18 protein-coding genes and 1 tRNA gene are annotated in these 16,931 nt (G+C 69.2%); 8 read left to right on the plus strand and 11 right to left on the minus strand.

Translation table 11 applies throughout. From position 1 onward, the window contains the following. The first annotated feature begins 81 nt into the window (after positions 1-81). Positions 82-480 (plus strand): ATP-binding protein, encoded by a 399-nt coding sequence (locus BM417_RS38465; protein WP_245822553.1) that lies wholly within the window; start codon positions 82-84, stop codon positions 478-480. After that, a complete protein-coding gene (locus tag BM417_RS38470; protein ID WP_093604728.1) occupies positions 477-1,289 on the plus strand; it encodes a SigB/SigF/SigG family RNA polymerase sigma factor in 813 nt (270 codons plus the stop codon). The genes BM417_RS38465 and BM417_RS38470 overlap by 4 nt, the downstream gene beginning before the upstream one ends. Here BM417_RS38470 and BM417_RS38475 read toward each other — a convergent pair. The 7 genes from BM417_RS38475 to BM417_RS38505 form a co-directional block, all read right to left on the minus strand. Then, positions 1,262-1,579, minus strand: coding sequence for a WhiB family transcriptional regulator (locus tag BM417_RS38475; protein ID WP_093604730.1), 318 nt, complete (start codon positions 1,577-1,579; stop codon positions 1,262-1,264). The genes BM417_RS38470 and BM417_RS38475 overlap by 28 nt on opposite strands. Before the next feature lie 72 nt (positions 1,580-1,651). Next, positions 1,652-3,385, minus strand: a complete 1,734-nt coding sequence (gene argS / locus BM417_RS38480; RefSeq protein ID WP_093604732.1) for an arginine--tRNA ligase — start codon at positions 3,383-3,385, stop codon at positions 1,652-1,654. 87 nt (positions 3,386-3,472) lie between these two features. Next, on the minus strand, positions 3,473-4,153 hold the full coding sequence (locus BM417_RS38485; RefSeq protein WP_093604733.1) for a M50 family metallopeptidase: 681 nt from the start codon (positions 4,151-4,153) through the stop codon (positions 3,473-3,475). Positions 4,154-4,237: 84 nt separating this feature from the next. Next, the gene (locus BM417_RS38490) at positions 4,238-4,909 is read right to left on the minus strand and encodes a DUF4383 domain-containing protein (protein ID WP_093604735.1); all 672 of its coding nucleotides are present in this window, start codon (positions 4,907-4,909) and stop codon (positions 4,238-4,240) included. A 71-nt stretch (positions 4,910-4,980) separates the two neighbouring features. After that, positions 4,981-5,643, minus strand: coding sequence for an SAM-dependent methyltransferase (locus tag BM417_RS38495; protein ID WP_093604737.1), 663 nt, complete (start codon positions 5,641-5,643; stop codon positions 4,981-4,983). A 119-nt stretch (positions 5,644-5,762) separates the two neighbouring features. Beyond that, positions 5,763-5,834, minus strand: a tRNA-Glu gene (locus BM417_RS38500). A gap of 143 nt (positions 5,835-5,977) precedes the next feature. Next, complete coding sequence (locus BM417_RS38505; RefSeq protein ID WP_143138987.1) at positions 5,978-7,375, minus strand: PucR family transcriptional regulator; 1,398 nt, start codon at positions 7,373-7,375, stop codon at positions 5,978-5,980. Between the two features lie 82 nt (positions 7,376-7,457). On the opposite strand from BM417_RS38505, the gene BM417_RS38510 reads away from it, so the two are divergent. Genes BM417_RS38510 through BM417_RS38525 form a run of 4 tightly spaced genes read left to right on the plus strand, consistent with a single transcriptional unit; the run spans position 7,458 to position 12,886 of the window. After that, on the plus strand, positions 7,458-8,900 hold the full coding sequence (locus BM417_RS38510) for a sodium:solute symporter (RefSeq protein WP_093604741.1): 1,443 nt from the start codon (positions 7,458-7,460) through the stop codon (positions 8,898-8,900). Further along, complete coding sequence (speB, locus tag BM417_RS38515; protein WP_093604743.1) at positions 8,897-9,835, plus strand: agmatinase; 939 nt, start codon at positions 8,897-8,899, stop codon at positions 9,833-9,835. Before BM417_RS38510 ends, speB begins: the two co-directional genes overlap by 4 nt. A gap of 49 nt (positions 9,836-9,884) precedes the next feature. Beyond that, complete coding sequence (locus tag BM417_RS38520; protein ID WP_093604745.1) at positions 9,885-11,501, plus strand: thiamine pyrophosphate-binding protein; 1,617 nt, start codon at positions 9,885-9,887, stop codon at positions 11,499-11,501. Further along, the gene (locus BM417_RS38525; RefSeq protein WP_093604747.1) at positions 11,498-12,886 is read left to right on the plus strand and encodes an aminobutyraldehyde dehydrogenase; all 1,389 of its coding nucleotides are present in this window, start codon (positions 11,498-11,500) and stop codon (positions 12,884-12,886) included. Before BM417_RS38520 ends, BM417_RS38525 begins: the two co-directional genes overlap by 4 nt. Here the strand turns inward: BM417_RS38525 and BM417_RS38530 are convergent. The 3 genes from BM417_RS38530 to BM417_RS38540 form a co-directional block, all read right to left on the minus strand. Next, positions 12,861-13,661, minus strand: a complete 801-nt coding sequence (locus BM417_RS38530; RefSeq protein WP_093604749.1) for an oxygenase MpaB family protein — start codon at positions 13,659-13,661, stop codon at positions 12,861-12,863. The genes BM417_RS38525 and BM417_RS38530 overlap by 26 nt on opposite strands. A 290-nt stretch (positions 13,662-13,951) precedes the next feature. Then, a protein-coding gene (locus BM417_RS38535) for an IS5 family transposase (RefSeq protein ID WP_407656199.1) occupies positions 13,952-14,820 on the minus strand; the annotation gives its coding sequence in 2 pieces (ribosomal slippage) (positions 13,952-14,449 and positions 14,452-14,820; 867 coding nt in all). A 48-nt stretch (positions 14,821-14,868) separates the two neighbouring features. Next, positions 14,869-15,057 carry a hypothetical protein gene (locus BM417_RS38540; RefSeq protein WP_093604751.1) on the minus strand — a complete coding sequence of 63 codons (189 nt, stop codon included), beginning with the start codon at positions 15,055-15,057 and terminating at the stop codon, positions 14,869-14,871. Between the two features lie 220 nt (positions 15,058-15,277). On the opposite strand from BM417_RS38540, the gene BM417_RS47255 reads away from it, so the two are divergent. Both BM417_RS47255 and BM417_RS38545 read left to right on the plus strand, forming a co-directional pair. Further along, a complete protein-coding gene (locus BM417_RS47255) occupies positions 15,278-15,589 on the plus strand; it encodes a hypothetical protein (protein ID WP_143138988.1) in 312 nt (103 codons plus the stop codon). A 34-nt stretch (positions 15,590-15,623) separates the two neighbouring features. Continuing rightward, on the plus strand, positions 15,624-16,568 hold the full coding sequence (locus BM417_RS38545) for a zinc-binding dehydrogenase (RefSeq protein ID WP_093604753.1): 945 nt from the start codon (positions 15,624-15,626) through the stop codon (positions 16,566-16,568). Here the strand turns inward: BM417_RS38545 and BM417_RS38550 are convergent. Then, positions 16,558-16,902, minus strand: coding sequence for a hypothetical protein (locus BM417_RS38550; protein WP_093604755.1), 345 nt, complete (start codon positions 16,900-16,902; stop codon positions 16,558-16,560). The two genes, BM417_RS38545 and BM417_RS38550, sit on opposite strands and share 11 nt — an antisense overlap. Positions 16,903-16,931 lie beyond the last annotated feature (29 nt).

The following is a 16,931-nucleotide window of genomic DNA, read 5'->3' on the forward strand; positions in this document are numbered from 1 at the left end:
GGCGCTAATACACGTGTGAAACGAGATCGATTCGGGTACGGAGACGTGCCCGCCTTCAGCAGAACGGACTACGAGGTGGCTGTGACTCAATTGTCAGGCGTCGAGCTTCGGATGGCGGCGGATCCCACGCAGCTGTCCATCGTGCGTGCGGTCGCGGCGGACATCGCGATGCGGCAGGACTTCGACCTCGACTCGATCGAGGACCTGAAGCTCGCCGTGGACGAGACGTGCTCGACGTTGATCACGCTGGCGGCCCAGGACGCGGTGCTCAGCTGTCACTTCGCGGTGGACGACAAGGGTGCCGTGCACGTCGCCGCGAAGGTGTCGGCGAAGTCCGCGGCCGGCCCGGACGAGGCCAGCTTCGGCTGGCGGGTGCTGACCGCGCTCGTCGACTCGGTGCAGACCAGAGTCGAGGAGACCGAAGGGTTCGTGGTTCACATCGACCTCGTGAAGTCCACGGCAGGGGCGGTGGATGCGTGACCGGGGCGGAAGAGGCCACCAAGACGGAGGAGACCAAGCCGGAGGCCAAGTCCTCCCGCTCCGGTGACTACGACCACCTGGCTCCGCTGTTCGCCGAGCTCGCGGTCACCGCCGCCGGCCCGGCGCGCGAGACGTTGCGGGACAGGCTCGTCACCGAACACCTCCCGGTGGCCCAGCACATCGCACGCAGATTCGGCCACCGCGGCGAGCCGCACGAGGACCTGGTGCAGGTCGCGACGGTGGGGCTGATCAACGCGGTCGACCGCTTCGACCCCGACCGCGGCAGCGACTTCCTGTCGTTCGCGGTGCCGACGATCATGGGTGAGGTCCGGAAGTACTTCCGCGACTCCAGCTGGTCGGTGCGGATGCCGAGGCGGCTCAAGGAGCTGCACCTGGCGATCAACGCGGGCACGTCGAGGCTCTCGCAGTCGCTGGGCCGCGCGCCCACGCCGTCGGAGCTCGCCGAGCACCTGGGCCTGTCACGCGAGGAGATCCACGAAGGACTCGCGGCCGGAAACGCTTACCAGAGCGCGTCTTTGGACGACATGCTGATGTCGGAGGACTCGTCGATCTCGCTGGGCAGCACGATCGGCGAGGAAGATCCCGAGATCGCGATGATCGAACAACGCGAGGCGCTGCACCCGTTGCTGGAGAAGCTGCCCGAGCGCGAACGCAAGATCGTGGTCATGCGCTTCTTCGGCAACATGACCCAGACCCAGATCGCGCAGAAGGTCGGCATCTCCCAGATGCACGTCTCGCGTCTGCTCGCGAAGACGTTGCGTCAGCTCAGGGACGTGCTGGAGGAGTAGGCACGGACACGGCGCCGGGCCGCGACGACGATCTGGCGCCGTTCGTCCTCCCCCATGCCGCCCCACACGCCGTACGGCTCCTGAGCCTCGAGCGCGTGGGAGCGGCATTGTGCCAGCACGGGGCAGGCCCCACAGATCGCCTTGGCCTTCTCCTCCCGAGCCGCTCGCGCGTAGCCGCGCTCGTTGTCGGGGTGGAAGAAGACGGCGCTGTTCTGCCCGCGGCACAGACCGTCCATCTGCCAGTCCCACACCTCGGTGACCGGCTTGGGCAAACGGGTGGTGCAGGTCATCGCGACTCCCGGTGGGCTGGGGGAAAGAGTTGCGATCACTGCGTACCCGTGGTCTGACCAGGGATAAACCTGCTACAGCCGTTCGGGTGCCCCGATACCCAGAAGTGACAGTCCGAGCGTGAGCACCCGCGACGTCAGCGTGAGCAGGTGCAGCCGCGAGTCCTGCAGCTCCTGCGTCTCCGCCGTGGCGACGGGACAGTCGTTGTAGAAGGCGGAGAACGCCGTAGCCGTCTCGAACAGGTAGTTCGTCAGCTTGTGCGGGGCCAGCTCGTCGATGGCCGCCTGGATCGCGGTGGGCAGCTGAAGCAGCTTCAACGCCAGCTCCCGCTCGGCCTGCTCCTGCAGCACGAGCGGCGTGTTCTCGGCGGGCACGCGCCCGACCTTGCGCCCGATCGACAGGATCCTGGCGTTCGCGTACTGGATGTACACCGAGGTGTCGCCGGTGGTGGCGAGCATCTTCTCCCAGGTGAAGACGTAGTCCTTCTCCCGGTCGTTGGAGAGGTCCGCGTACTTGACCGCACCCAGCCCGATCGTGCGGGCGAGCGCGTCCTTCTCCTCACCCTCCACTTCGGACGTCGGCGGCATCACCTTGTACGAGTTCTCGACCGCCTCGGTGAGCAGGTCGATCAGCTTGATCGTGCCGCCGGCCCGCGTCCGGATCGTCTTGCCGTCGGCCCCGAGGATCGTGCCGAACCCGGTGTGCACGGCGGTGTGCGCGTCGTCCAGCCAGCCGGCCTGCTTGGACGTCGCGAAGATCATCTGGAAGTGCTGCGACTGCGGCGTCCCGACGACGTAGATGAGCTCGTCGACCTTCCGGTCCCGCACCCAGTACCGCACCGTCGCGAAGTCCGTGGTGGCGTACCCGTAGCCGCCGTCGCTCTTGCGCACGATGAGCGGCAGCCGGTCACCCTCGCGGTTGCTGAACCCCGGCGGGAACACGCAGAGCGCGCCGTCGCTGGTCTCGATGAGACCCTTCTGCTGCAGCTCGGTGATCGTGTCCGCGAGGTAGGGGTTGTAGAAGCTCTCGCCGTAGTTGTCCCCGGCCGACAACCCGATGCCGAGCAGCTCGTAGATCTGGTTGAAGTGCCGCTGCGACTCCCCGACCAGCTCGTGCCACAACTTGAGCGTCGCCTCGTCGCCCCCTTGCAGCAACACCACCCGGCGCCGCGCCCGGTCCGCGAAACCGGGATCGCTGTCGAACTTCTGCCGGGCCTGCTGGTAGAACGCGTTGAGGTCGCTGATCTCGTGCTCGGCGCCCTGACCCTCGTCCGTCAGGTGCTCGATGAGCATGCCGAACGGGGTTCCCCAGTCACCGAGGTGGTTGTGCGGGATGACCTCGTGCCCGGCGAACGTCAGCAGCCGGCAGAACGCGTCCCCGATGATCGTCGACCGCAGGTGCCCGACGTGCATCTCCTTGGCCACGTTGGGGCTGCTGTAGTCGATGGCGATCCGCCGGGGCTCGTCGGTCTTCGGCACGCCGAGCCGGTCGTCTCCCAGGAGGTTCGCGGCCTGCGCCTCGAGCCACTCCCGCCGCAGCTTCAGGTTGATGAAGCCGGGCCCGGCGATCTCCGGCGTCTCGATGGCGTCCTGGGCGTCCAGGTGCTCGACGATCAGCGCGGCGACCTCACGCGGGTTCTTCCCGATCTTCTTGGCCAGACTCATCGCGACGTTGCACTGATAGTCGGCACCGTCCCGGTTGGACGGTCGGATCAGCGCTTCCTCGGCAGTGATGTCCACGTCCAGGGCGACGCGCAACGCCCGCGCGACCCGCTGGCCCAGCTCAAGCCCGACATCCCCACGCAGCACTGAACCCACCTCTCCACCACCGGCTTGTTCGCACAAGTATTTCACCCGCGCCAAACCAGTGGTGACAGCGCCCGCCGGAAGGCCTCGTCACCACCGCCCGAGCAACAACGCCCCGCCACCCACGAGGGCGGCCACGCTGACCACCCCGAACACCGTCACCCATCCCAGCGCGGGCACCCCGGTCAGCCAGGCCAGCTGATCGGCGTCCGAGCGGGGAGCCTGCCGCCGCCACCGCTTGACCTGCAACTCCCACACCGGCCGGACCCCGCCCAGCAACAGGAACCAGGCGAACACGTACGCGGCCGCGTCCCGCACCTCCGCGGAGGCGTAGAAGGACACGAAGAAGAACGCCCCGCCGGTGACGATGATCGACAGCACGCCGAACACGTTGCGGATCATGATCAGCATGGCCGCGAGGAACCCGATGCTGATCCACAGCATCAGCTGGATCTGCTCGTTGGTGATCAGCACTGCCGCCCCGAACCCGAGCAACGACGGCGCGACGTACCCGGCCAGCGCCGTCAGCACCATCCCAGGCCCCCGAGGCTTGCCCCGGGACACGGTGAGGCCGGACGTGTCGGAGTGCAGCTTGATCCCGCTCAGCCGCCGCCCGGAGAGCACCGCGAGCAACGCGTGCCCGCCCTCGTGCGCGATGGTGATGACGTTGCGGGTCAGCCGCCACAGCCCGTGCACGGCGACGGCCAGGAACGCGGCCAGCGCGGTTCCCCACGTGATCAGCACTTCGTCGGTCAGCAACTCGGAAGGCATCGCGACATCGAAACAGACGCGCCGTGTGAGCCGTATGTGGGCTCGCACGACGCGTCTGTGCCGGACTGGTGGTTCGTCCGGGGATCAGTGCTTGATCTTGTCCTTGCTGACCCGCTCGGTCTTGGGGTCGACCACCGCCTGTTCCTGGGTGATCGGCTCCGTGCGGGCAGCGTCCTTGCGGGCCGAGCCGGTCGGGATCGGCTCGGTGATGGGCGCGGTCGGTCCGGTGCTCACGGTCGGGTCCATCTGCTCGACGCGCGGCGAGCCGTCCCGTTCGTCGCGGAACGCCTCCGAACGCGGCTCGGGCACCACCGGTTCCTCGTCCTCGACCAGCTTGCGGCGCGCGGGCATGACCGCGAGCAGCAGGCCGAACACGGCGAGACCGAGGTGCAGCCAGTTGTCGTTGGCGTTGACCGCCAGCGGGTTGCCGTACTGCTCCGCCGGGTTCTGGGCGAGGATCCCGGTGATCATCAGGTCCCACACGAAGAGCGCGGCGAAGCCGGCGAACAGCAGCCAGCCGTACAGCCGCGAGAGACCCGAACCGAGGGCCATCAGCAGGCCCAGTACGCCGACGGCCACGAACACCGTGTTGTGCAACGGGTTCACCGAGAACCCGAGCACGAACGAGTTGGCGGCCCAGTCGCCGACCCCGGTGCGGGTGAAGCCCACGACGCCGAACACGATGAACGCGATGCCGGCCAGTCCGGCCAGCAGCTGCACCGGCTGCAGACCGGCGACCTTGATGCGGTGGGTCATTTCGCCCTCCAGGCTCCGTGTCTTGTCGCCCGGCGGACTACCCCACCTTCACAGGGACCAAACGCTCGGTGTCAGCCGTGCCCCTTGCGCCCGATGCCCGCGTACGCCCCCGGCACCACCGCGGGCGCCTCGATGGACAGACCTTCCATCAGCTGCTCGACGGGCGCCGGATGCGACACCACGAGGAACCCGCCGGCCGGGAGCGCGTGCCGATAGCGGCGCACGACGCGGCCGGGTCCGGTGACGTCGTCGACGTACCGCAGGACGTCGACCATCAGCACCGCGTACGGCTCACGAAGGTCGAGATGGGACAACACGCCCGGATGCCGGAGCACCTGGTCGGGACGGCGCAGGTCCGCCTCGATCGCGCACGCTCGCGGTTCGCCGCGCAACAGTCCACGTGAGAACGCGACCGTCACCGCATCGGAGTCCACGTAGACAACGCGCGCGTCCGGCAGCGTCTGGTGCGTGGCGCCGCACGTCGGTATGCCCGAGCCGAGGTCGAGGAACTGGCGTACGCCCGCCGCCCAGCAGTGGCGGACGGCGTGGCGCAGGAACGACCGCTGCGCTCGGGTCACGAGCGGCAGCTCCGGGTCGATCCGGACTGCCTGCTTGGCGAACGCACGGTCGGCGGCGTAGTTGTGCGCGCCACCGAGATAGAAGTCATGGATCCGTGCGGCATTCGGCCGACGTACGTCGACCTCGTAGCGTGCGAAGGCGGGGACCGCAGCCATTCGCAGAGCGTAACTGGCGCCTAGACCATTCGGGCGAAGTTTTCGAAGATTCTTTGGGTCCGTCTGACATGGACACCTCTGCGGGAGGGCCCGGTCCACCCCACTGAGACCGGGCCACGTAGCGCGTACGGGGATCGAACCCGTGTTTCCGGATTGAGAATCCGACGTCCTGACCACTAGACGAACACGCCAGGAACGAGCATTGACACAAAAATGCTCGCAGAAATAGAAGAAAGTGAACTAGCAGGTCACAGCTTGGAGGGCGCTCCGGCCCATTCATCTGCTCGGATCATGGAACAATGATGACCGAGAACGCGCACCCACCGCAAAGGAATTAATCGAGCCACGTCAGCGCGAGCCACAGCGAAGCCCGCGCGTCGGCCGTTCCAAGATCACGGCCGAGCAACCGTTCGACGTGTGAGATTCGGTGCCGAACGCTGTTGCGGTGCACGCCGAGCACTCCCGCGGCGCGGTCCCAGCTGCCGTGCTGGCCGAGCCAGACCCTCAGCGTGTCGATCAGTTCGGGGCGGCCCAGCAGCCCCGCGAGCTCGCGGCGGGCGTACTCCCGTGCCGCCACCGGGTCCACGAGAGAGGACAGGCCGGACGCCGGGAAGGCGGGCTCGCCGGTGGCCTTGGCACGGGCCAGCAACGACGTGGCCTCGGCCGCCGCCGTGTCGATCGCGGACCGGGACACGGGAGCGGCGGTGTCGCCGGGAGAGGAGACCGGCGACGGCCCTGCCTGGCCCGACACCTCCACCGGGCCGGACACCCCGACCGGCCCGGACGCCTCGACTCCCGCGGGCACCAGCGCCAGAAACCCGACGCCCTCCTTCGACACCAGCGGCCCGTACCGCTGCGCCAGCACGTCGTAGTCCGCCTTCGACTCCCCCGCCACCACCCGATGGGGGCCGGGTCCGAGCACCTTCTCCACCCCGGACACCTCCGCCCGCAGCAACGCGGAGGCGGCGAGCCGGGCGATCTGGCCGCGTTCGCTCTCCAGGTCCCGACGCAGCAGCCCGAGCAACGCCAGCGCGACCGCGACGACGGCCCGTTCGGCAGGCGACAGCGGGGCCGATCGGCGCACCACGAGCACCGAGGACTCGACGGGATCGAGCGTGACGTGGTCTTCACCCACCTGGGTCGAGGCCGAACGGGGTCCCCGGCCCGACGCGACCCGCCCGACGAGCGAGGCGACGTCCTCGGGCGCGTTCACGACGTCGACGAGATCGGCCTGGCAGTTCAGCACCACGGCCAGCGTGGTCAGCACCGACTCGACCGGACGGACGCGGGTCGCGGCACGGGTCAGGGCGCGCTGACTGTCGGCGAGCATCCGCTGCTCCCGCACGGCGATCTCCGCGAGCAACGTGCCGAGCGCCTGCGAGACCGCCAGGAACGGGGTCGACGGCGGCACCTCCAGCAGCGGCATCCCCTGCGTCGAACAGGCCTCCACCAGCGACGACGGCACCGTCGGGAACTCCGGCTCGACGCCGAACCCGATCGCGGAGACACCGGAGGCGACCAGCCCGGCGACGTACGCGGGCACGTCGGACGGGAACCGCACGCCGGCCGTGAGCAGCAGCTCCTCGCCGACCAGGTACGGCGTCGGGTCCTCCAGCTCGGACACGTGCGCCCAGCGGATCGGCCGGTCCAGCGCGTCGGCTCCACACAGGACGGTCAGCCCGAGATCGACTCGCGCGACGAGATCCTTCAGTGGGACGGTTTGCACAACCATGGTCTGCCGATTGTGCACAACGACCACTTACCGGCGCCAGTGCGCGTTCCTACTGTGACCTGCAACCCAAGGAGGTCCGACAGTGGCTCTCGACTACGCGGTGATCGCCGCCTACGTGCTCGGCATGATCGGCATGGGCTGGTGGGGCATGCGCCGCGCCACCAGCAAGAGCGAGTACCTGGTCGCCGGACGCAGGCTCGGCTTCACGATGTACTCCGGCACCATGTCGGCCGTCGTGCTCGGCGGCGCGTCGACCATCGGCGGTGTCGGGCTCGGCTACAAGTTCGGCATCTCCGGCGCCTGGATGGTGTTCGCCATCGGGCTCGGCATCCTGCTGCTCAGCGCACTCTTCGCCCGCCGGATCGTCAAGTTGAAGGTCTACACCGTCTCGCAGATGCTCGATCTCCGGTACGGCGGCAACTCCAGCATGATCTCCGGCCTGGTGATGGCGGCCTACACGCTGATGCTCACCGTCACGTCGACGATCGCGTACTCCACCATCTTCAACGTCCTCTTCGGACTGCCGAAGTCCGTCGGCGTGATCATCGGTGGCGGCATCGTGGTGCTGTACAGCGTTCTCGGCGGCATGTGGTCGATCACGCTGACCGACATCGTGCAGTTCGTCGTGAAGACGGTCGGCATCCTGTTCCTGCTGCTGCCGATCAGCCTCGCCACCGCGGGCGGCTTCGACGGCATTCAGGCTCGGCTCAACGACCCGGCGATGTTCGAGGTCGGCAACATCGGCGTCAGCACGATCGTCACCTACCTGCTGATCTACGTGTTCGGCCTGCTGATCGGCCAGGACATCTGGCAGCGCGTGTTCACCGCCAAGTCGCCGAAGGTCGCCACCTGGGGCGGCATCACCTCCGGCCTCTACTGCCTGGTCTACGCGGTCGCGGGCGCGTTGATCGGGCTCGCGGGCAAGGCCCTGTACCCGGACATCGCGAACAAGGACGAGGCGTTCGCGACGATCGTGGAGAACCTGCTGCCGACCGGGGTGCGCGGACTCGTGCTCGCCGCCGCGCTGGCCGCGATGATGTCCACCTCGTCCGGTGCCCTCATCGCCTGCGCCACGGTGGCGTCCAACGACATCTGGCGCAGGAAAGCCAAGGCTGGCCGCGATGCTGCTTCGGACGTGCACGACAACCGGATGTTCACGCTCGTGATCGGTGTCGTCGCGATCGCCATCGCGGTGGCGCTCAACGACGTCGTGGCCGCGTTGACGGTCGCCTACAACATCCTCGTCGGCGGGCTGCTGGTCGCGATCATCGGCGGTCTGGTGTGGAAGCGCGGCACCCGGCTCGGCGCGATGGTGTCGATGGCGGTCGGGTCCCTGACGGCGATCGGGTTCATGGTGTTCGTGGACGTCTACGCCAACGAGGCCATCTACTACAGCCTCGGCGCGTCGTTCGTGACGTACGTCCTGGTCAGCCTGGCCACCCCGCCCACCTCGTCCGAGGTGCTCGCGAACTGGGACCGCCGGGTGGCCGGTGACGCGACAGAAGAGGAACTGGTGAACGCATGATCGGCCCCGTCGACTCCTCGAAGGTCCCGCGTTACGCGGGTCCGGCGACCTTCGCCCGGCTGCCGCGCCTCGACCAGGTGGCGCACGCGGACGTCGCGGTGGTGGGAGTCCCGTTCGACACCGGCGTCTCGTACCGGCCGGGCGCGCGGTTCGCTCCCTCGGCCGTGCGGGAGGCGTCCCGGCTGCTGCGTCCGTACAACCCCGGTCTGGACGTGTCGCCGTTCGAACGCGTGCAGGTCGCGGACGGCGGGGACATCGCGGTCAACCCGTTCCACATCGGCGAGGCCATCGAGACGATCGAGGGCGCGGCCACTGATCTACAGCGCGACGGCACTCGGCTGGTCACCATCGGCGGTGACCACACGATCGCGCTTCCGTTGCTGCGGGCCGTGTCGCGGATCCACGGGCCGGTGGCGCTGCTGCACTTCGACGCGCACCTCGACACGTGGGACACCTACTTCGGTGAGCCGTACACGCACGGCACGCCGTTCCGGCGCGCGGTCGAGGACGGGATCCTCGACACCGAGGCGATCTCGCACGTCGGCACGCGGGGACCGTTGTACGGCAAGAAGGACCTGGAGGACGACCGGCGGCTCGGGTTCGGCATCGTGACGTCGTCGGACGTGATGCGGCGGGGTGTGGACGAGACCGTGGACGCGTTGCGGCAACGGATCGGTGATCGGCCGCTGTACGTGTCGATCGACATCGACGTGCTGGACCCGGCGCACGCTCCCGGCACCGGAACGCCTGAGGCGGGCGGGATGACCTCGCGCGAACTGCTGGAGATCGTGCGCGGGCTGCGGGGACTGAACCTCGTGGGGGCGGACGTGGTCGAGGTGGCTCCTGCCTACGACCACGCGGACATCACTTCGGTGGCGGCCTCGCACGTGGCGTATGACTTGGTGAGTCTGCTGGCACTGAAGGAGGGCCTGTGAGCGCGACGACGAACGACGTCGTGAGTCGGGCGGCGGCTGGGGAGGGCGTGTGAGCGAGCGCAACGGTGGCGATGTCGTCGTCGAGACGCTGGAGGCGCTCGGCGCGCACACCGTGTTCGGCATCCCCGGCCAGCACGCGCTCGGCCTCTTCGACGCGCTGCGGCGATCGGAGCTGCGCTACGTCGGTTCGCGGACCGAGGTCAACGCCGCCTTCGCCGCCGACGGCCATGCGCGGATCACCGGATCGGTGACGCCGCTGCTGGTGTCGACCGGGCCCGGCGCGCTGCAAACCCTTGCCGGGCTTCAGGAATCGGCCGCGGGCTCGGCTCCGGTGCTGGGCATCTCGTCGCAGATCCCCTCCGCCGGGCTGGGTGGGGTCCGGGGCGGGTACCTGCACGAGCTGACCGATCAGCTGGCGTCGTTCCGGGACGTGGTCAAGCACGCTCGGGTCGTCCGGCACGCGTCGCAGATCCCGTCTGCGCTGGCCGAGGCGTGGGAGATCGCGCTGACCGCGCCGTTCGGGCCGGTGTGGGTGGAGATCCCGCAGGACGTGCTGCTCGGGCCCGCTTCCGTGCCGCCCGTGACGTCGGTGTCCTGGTCGGCGCGCGAGTCGCACCCACGCGCGGAGCTGGTCGAGGAGGCCGTGCGGTTGCTGGACGGTGCTGCCCGGCCGGTGATCCTCGCTGGTGGTGGCGCTCTGCACGCACGTGACGAACTGCTGGAGCTGGCGGAGAAACTGCGGGCGCCGGTCGTGACGACGTTCGGCGGCAAGGGCAACTTCCCTTGGGAGCACCCGCTTTCCGCGCAGTCGTGGCTGGAGGACCGGCACACCACGGAGTTCCTGGCCGACGCGGACGTGCTGCTCGTCGTGGGCTCGGGGCTGGGTGAGCTGTCCAGCAACTACCGGACGTTCGCGCCGCGCGGCGCGGTGATCCAGATCGAGGCGGACCTCGGCAAGCTGGAGTCGAACTACCCGGCGCTCGGCATCCACGCGGATGCCCGCCATGCCTTGCGTGCCTTGACTTCCGGCGTGACGGGCCGCGCGGTGGACGGTGCCGCGGAGGAACGGGTGCTGGGGCTGCTGGCGAGCGTGCGGGAACGGCTGGCCACCCAGGAGCTCGACCTGGAGTGGCAGGTGTTGTCGGCGGTGCGGGCCGCGGTTCCCGACGGCACGCCGACCTGCTGGGACATGACGATCCTCGCGTACTGGGCCTGGTCGGCCTGGGATCCGCGCGGCGGTGCGCAGTTCTCCGCCCAGGGCGCCGGCGGGCTCGGCTACGGCTTCCCCGCCGCGCTCGGCGTGGCGGCGGCCGTCGACGGGCCGGTGCTCGCGGTGTCCGGTGACGGCGGCGCGATGTACGGGATCTCGGAGCTGGCCACGGCCGCGCAGCACGGGTCGCGGGTCGTGTGGCTGATCGTCGACGACGGCGGCTACGGCATCCTGCGCGAGTACATGACCGACGCGTTCGGCCAGGCCACCGCCACCGAACTGACCCGCCCGGACTTCGTGGCGCTCGCCGAGGCGTTCGGCGTGCCCGCCACCCGCAGCACGCCCGAGTCGCTGCGCGAGGATCTCGCCAAGGCGTTCGCCGGGGACGGCCCGCACGTGGTCGTGCTGCCTGCGGTGTTGCGCATGTTCGCCCCCACGCATCTGGAGCACACGTGATCGTCGCGAACTTCGTCAACGGCACCTCAGCCTCCGCCCAGGAGACCTCACCGCTCGTCGATCCCGCGACCGGCGAGGAGTTCGGCCGCGCGGTCGTCTCGCGTGCCGCCGAGGTCGACGCCGCCGTCCAGGCCGCCGCCGACGCCTTCCCCGCGTGGTCACGCACCACGCCCGGCGAACGTCAGCACGCGCTCCTCAAGCTCGCCGACCTCCTCGAGGCCAACGCCGAGGCGGTCGCCGACGCGGAGGTCCGCGAGACGGGCAAGGTCCGCTCGGTCCTGCTGGACGAGGAGATCCCGCAGTGCGCGGACCAGATCCGGTTCTTCGCCGGCGCCGCCCGCGCTCTGGGCACCGCCGCCGCGGGTGAGTACATCCCCGGCCACACCTCGTACCAGCGCCGTGAGGCGGTCGGGGTGATCGCGCAGATCACGCCGTGGAACTACCCGCTGATGATGGCCGTCTGGAAGATCGCGCCGGCCCTGGCGGCGGGCAACACGGTGGTGTTGAAGCCCGCCGACACCACGCCGTCGTCCACGGTGCTGCTGGCCACCCTCGCGGCTCAAGTGCTGCCGGCGGGCGTGTTCAACGTCGTGCTGGGCGACCGCGACACCGGCCGGTTGCTGGTCGAGCACCCCGTGCCCGCCATGGTGTCGCTGACCGGCTCCACCCGCGCCGGCGTCGAGGTGGCTCGCAGCGCCGCCGCGACCGTGAAGCGCACGCACCTCGAACTCGGTGGCAACGCGCCGGTCCTGGTGTTCGACGACGTGGACGTGGCCGCCGCCGCGGAGGGCATCGTCGGCGCCGCGTTCTACAACGCGGGCCAGGACTGCACGGCCGCGTCACGCGTGCTGGTGCACTCCGCCGTGCACGACGAGTTCGTCGAGGCACTGGTGAAGGCGGCCTCGGCCCAGGTTCCCGGCACCGACTTCGGGCCGTTGAACAGCCAGGCCCAGCTGGACCGCGTGCTCGGCCTGTTGTCCGGTTCCACCGCTACCGTCCACTGTGGAGGCAAGCGGCACGGCACCGCGGGGTTCTTCCTGGAACCCACCGTGGTCTCGGGCCTCGCGCAGGACGACGAGCTCGTTCAAGAAGAAGCGTTCGCCCCGTTGATCACCGTGCAGGCGTTCGCGAACGACGACGAGGCCGTCGCACTCGCCAACGGTGTGCCGCAAGGGCTCGCGTCCTCGATCTGGACCCGCGACACCGGCCGGGTGGCGTCACTGACGGCACGGCTCGACTTCGGCATCGTCTGGGTCAACACGCACGGTCTCGTCGCGTCCGAGATGCCGCACGGCGGTTTCGGTGCCTCGGGCTACGGCAAGGACCTCTCGATGCACGGCCTGGAGGACTACACGCGCGTCAAGCACGTGATGATCGCGCACTGAGCATTGCCTTGTACGGCATCGGGTAGTGCAGCAGGCTGGCCGGCACGAACGCGGAGACGAGCCGGATCACCCGGATCCACCGGCGCAGCCTGCGCTCGTCCCGGTCCGTCCACTCCAGACCGAGCTTGTCCCGCAACGCCTCCGGCAACGTGCCGACGGCGAAGTCCGGCAGCACCCGTGCCGCGACGGGCCGCACCAACGGCCAGAGGGCGCTCGGCAGGTGCTCGGTGCCCGGCGCCTTGCCGGTCCGCAGTTCGAACGCCTCCAGCAGGTTCTGCACCCCGTCCGTGCACGCCAGCTGGGTGGCGACCACGTCGTCGAGGTAGTCGCGCAACGCGGTGAGATCGCTCGGCATCGTCCTGATGCCGAGCGTCTCCCCGGTCTCCCGCCACTCCCGGTACAGCCGCTCCTCGTGGATCGCGGGCATCCTGGGCCGCAGCAGCCGGTACGCCGTGAGCAGCGAGTCGAAGCTGGTCGCGTGCACCCAGCGGAACAACTCCTCGTCCGCGCCGGGAATCAACGCGTGCGACCGCACCAGCCGCTCCGCCTCCTGGGCAGCCAGCTCACCGCCGAACAACCGCAGCTGCGACGAGGTGATGGTCCTCGTCAGCCGCGCGAACGGGTCGGCGCGATAGCCGTCGCGCACCGCGGCCGCGATCACCGGGTGCGCGACCTGCATCAGCACGGCACGGCCCAGCACCACCAGCTCGAACCGGGTGTACCAGCCGAGCCGCCACGTCACCGACTCCGGTCCCAGCGTCACGACCATGATCATTCCGCGAGTCGGGCCACCCGACGAAGATCAGCACCCGAAGGTGTTACCGGCCCCGCCGGCCACAGAGCGGCGAGCTCGCACAGGCGGTCCCTGGCCTGCCCGAGACCGATGCCGTCCCCCAGGCCGCGGTAGTGAGACGCGACGACGTGCGGCACCTGCTCCGGCCCGGCCGCCGGCGCCACAGGCGCCGACGTGACCAGGAACAGGCTCGCGATGACGGTTTTCCACGCGACCGTGTTTTCAACACGATCGTGTCATATCGCGCCACCGACTAGTGCGTGTCCTGTAAGTCATCGGAGCCAGAGCACGATGGCGGCGATGGTGAGTTCGGCCTGGTAGTAGGCGACGCGCTTGGCGTAACGGGTCGCAAGGTCGCGGAACTGCTTGAGCCGGTTGAAGCATCGTTCGACCACGTTGCGTTGCTTGTACAACTCGGTGTCGAACGCAGGTGGCCGTCCTCCACGTGCGCCTTTGGCCGCGCGTTGAGCGATTTGGTCGGTGCGTTCTGGGCTGACGAACGTGATCCCGCGCCGGCGTAATGCCTGCCGTGTCGAGGGATGCGAGTACGCCTTGTCCGCGATCACGACGTCTGGGCGTGATCGCGGACGCCCAGGCCCGTCACGCCGGACGCGGATACCGTCAAGCAGGGGCAGCAGTTGCGGGTTGTCGCCAGCCTGCCCGGCGGTGAGCACCACCCGCATCGGCAGTCCACGTCCGTCGACCGCGAGATGAATCTTCGTGCTCAGCCCTCCGCGGGACCGGCCGAGTCCCTCCCCGTCGACCGCGAGGGCGTCGACTTCGGCCGCGCAGCCCCCTTTTTCCGGGCTCCGGCCGAGTGCTGATGCGCCCGCACGACACTGGAATCCACGCTGATCACCCACTCGACATCGCCGACGGAGTCATCCTTGACGATCACCTCGTCCAGAATGCGCGCCCAGGTGCCGTCTTTGGTCCACAACCGCAGCCGTTCATGCGCCGTCTTCCACGGCCCATACCGTTCCGGCAGGTCACGCCACGGCGCACCGGTCCGCAGCTTCCACAGGATCGCGTTGATCACCTGACGGTGATCGCGCCACCGGCGCCCACCACCCGACACCGGCGGAAGCAACGGCGCGATCGCCGCCCACGCACGATCCGTCAACTCACCACGACCAACCACTGCAGAGAAATACCAGATGCCCAGATCAACGGGCTTACAGGACAGGCTCTAGTCGAGCGGGTGGTCGAGCATCTTCATCACGTACTTCTCGTACTCCCTGGAGCCGAACGCGTCCCAGTCCGTGATGTCGTTCTCCCGGTACTGGAACGCCTCGGCCAGCACGTACCCGTCCGGGAAGTCCGGCGTGGTCAGCGAGTAGCCACCGTCGACCAGGCCGACCGCGACGCGGCTCAGCACTGGGGGGGACCTTCATCTCCGTGACGCCCTCGAAGATCAGAAGGACGTCCGTGGGCTCGTCCGGCCCCCGCTCCGAGCAGAAGCAGATCACCTGGCGCTCCTCGTTGTGCCAGCGCACGGCGAAGTCCCTGGGCACCCACAGGGGGAACGGGTCTCGGAACCCTCCCCAGAAGCCGCGGCCACCGCCCCAGCCCAGCACCAGGTCGATGAGCTCCTGGACGTGGCCGCGCACGTCCATCCGGTCTCCGAAGCGCTTGCGCGCCTCGATCTCCAGCCGCTGCCCGATCACCCGGACCATCTCGCGCACCTCGTCGTCGTCGAAGTTGTTGAACGCGAGCCAGTCGGGGCCGTGGTCACGGTGCGCGGTGAGGCGGGCGGCGAGTTCCGGGCTCGGAACGAGGCGCTCGAGCACCTCGACCACCCAGTCGACCATCCCGGCGGAGGCGTTCCAGCTGAAGGTCCAGGCGGGATCCTCGCCGGGCCTGTTCAGGAAGACGGAGGAGGACACCCGCCGAAGCGTAGTGACTGTTGACCTCCAGTTAAGTGGAGTTCGTAGCGTCACGAGCATGTTCGCGATTCGGCAGTACGAGTTCGGCCCGGCGGAGAACCTGAGGTTCGAGGAGGTTCCCGACCCGGAACCCGCCGCGGGCCAGGTCCGCGTCACCGTGGCCGCCGCCGGCGTCCACCTCGTCGACACCACGATCCGCAAGGGCGGCTTCGGCCCGGTCGGCTTCCCGATGACGCCCGGACGTGAGGTCGCCGGCGTCGTCACCGCCCTCGGCGAGGACGTCGAGCCGGAGTGGCTCGGCCGCCGGGTCGTCGCACACCTCGGCCAGGCGAACGGCGGCTACGCCGAACTCGCGGTGGCCGGTGTGAGCGCCCTGCACGCGCTGTCCGACGACGTGTCGTTCGAGACGGCGGTCGCCATGATCGGCACCGGCCGCACGGTGGTCGCGGTGCTCGACTCGGCGAAGCTCACGAAGGACGACGTCGTGCTGGTGACGTCGGCGGCCGGCGGCATGGGCGCGTTGTTCGTGCAGGAGGCGCGCAACGTCGGCGCGCAGGTCATCGGCCTCGCGAGCACCGAGAAGCTCGACCTCGTCATGGACAACGGCGCGGACGCCGCCATCGACTACACCCGGGCCGGCTGGGCGGACGGCCTCAAGGACATGACCGTGGTGCTGGACGGCGTCGGCGGCGAGGCGGGCGCGCTGGCGTTGAAGACGCTCGGACCGGGCGGGCGGCACGTCATCTACGGCTGGGCGTCCGGGAGCATGACGCCGATCAGCACCGAGGCGTTGTTCGCGAACAGCCTCACGGCGACCGTCGCGCTCGGGCCCGGCCTGATGCGGCGTGGGCTGCGGGCGCTGGAGGACGAGTCGATGGCGGGGCTGGCGAGCGGCCGGTTCGTGCCGCTGGTCCACCCGCCGTTCGCGCTGAAGGACGCCCCGAAGGCGCACGAAGCGCTGGAATCGCGTGCCACGGCAGGGAAAGTCGTGCTCAGGCCGTGACCCAGCGGTCGGCCATGCCGATGAGTTCGTCGACCATGGCGTGGATGATCGCGTTCCGCGGTTCGGCGATCGGTTGCACGAACTCGGTCGCTGCCTTGAGGTCGGTGCGGATGACCCGCACGATCTCGGCGGCCTGCTCCTGGTTGTAGAAGCTCAGCCCGAAGTAGCCGTATCCGCCGTCCACGATCTCCCGCAGCGAGACGGCGAGTCGCTCGTCCCGCACGTGGTCCGCGCACACCTCGACGGCCCACAGCATCGCGCCACGCGACGGGTTCCACGTCTCGTAGTCGCGGTCGGGGAAATCGGGCCAGTCGAGGTTGAAGATTCCGGACATGCGGAAAGGATAATGGGGCCGTCCAAAGA

Origin of the sequence: Lentzea waywayandensis (assembly GCF_900115955.1) — a bacterium.
Classification (GTDB): domain Bacteria; phylum Actinomycetota; class Actinomycetes; order Mycobacteriales; family Pseudonocardiaceae; genus Lentzea; species Lentzea waywayandensis.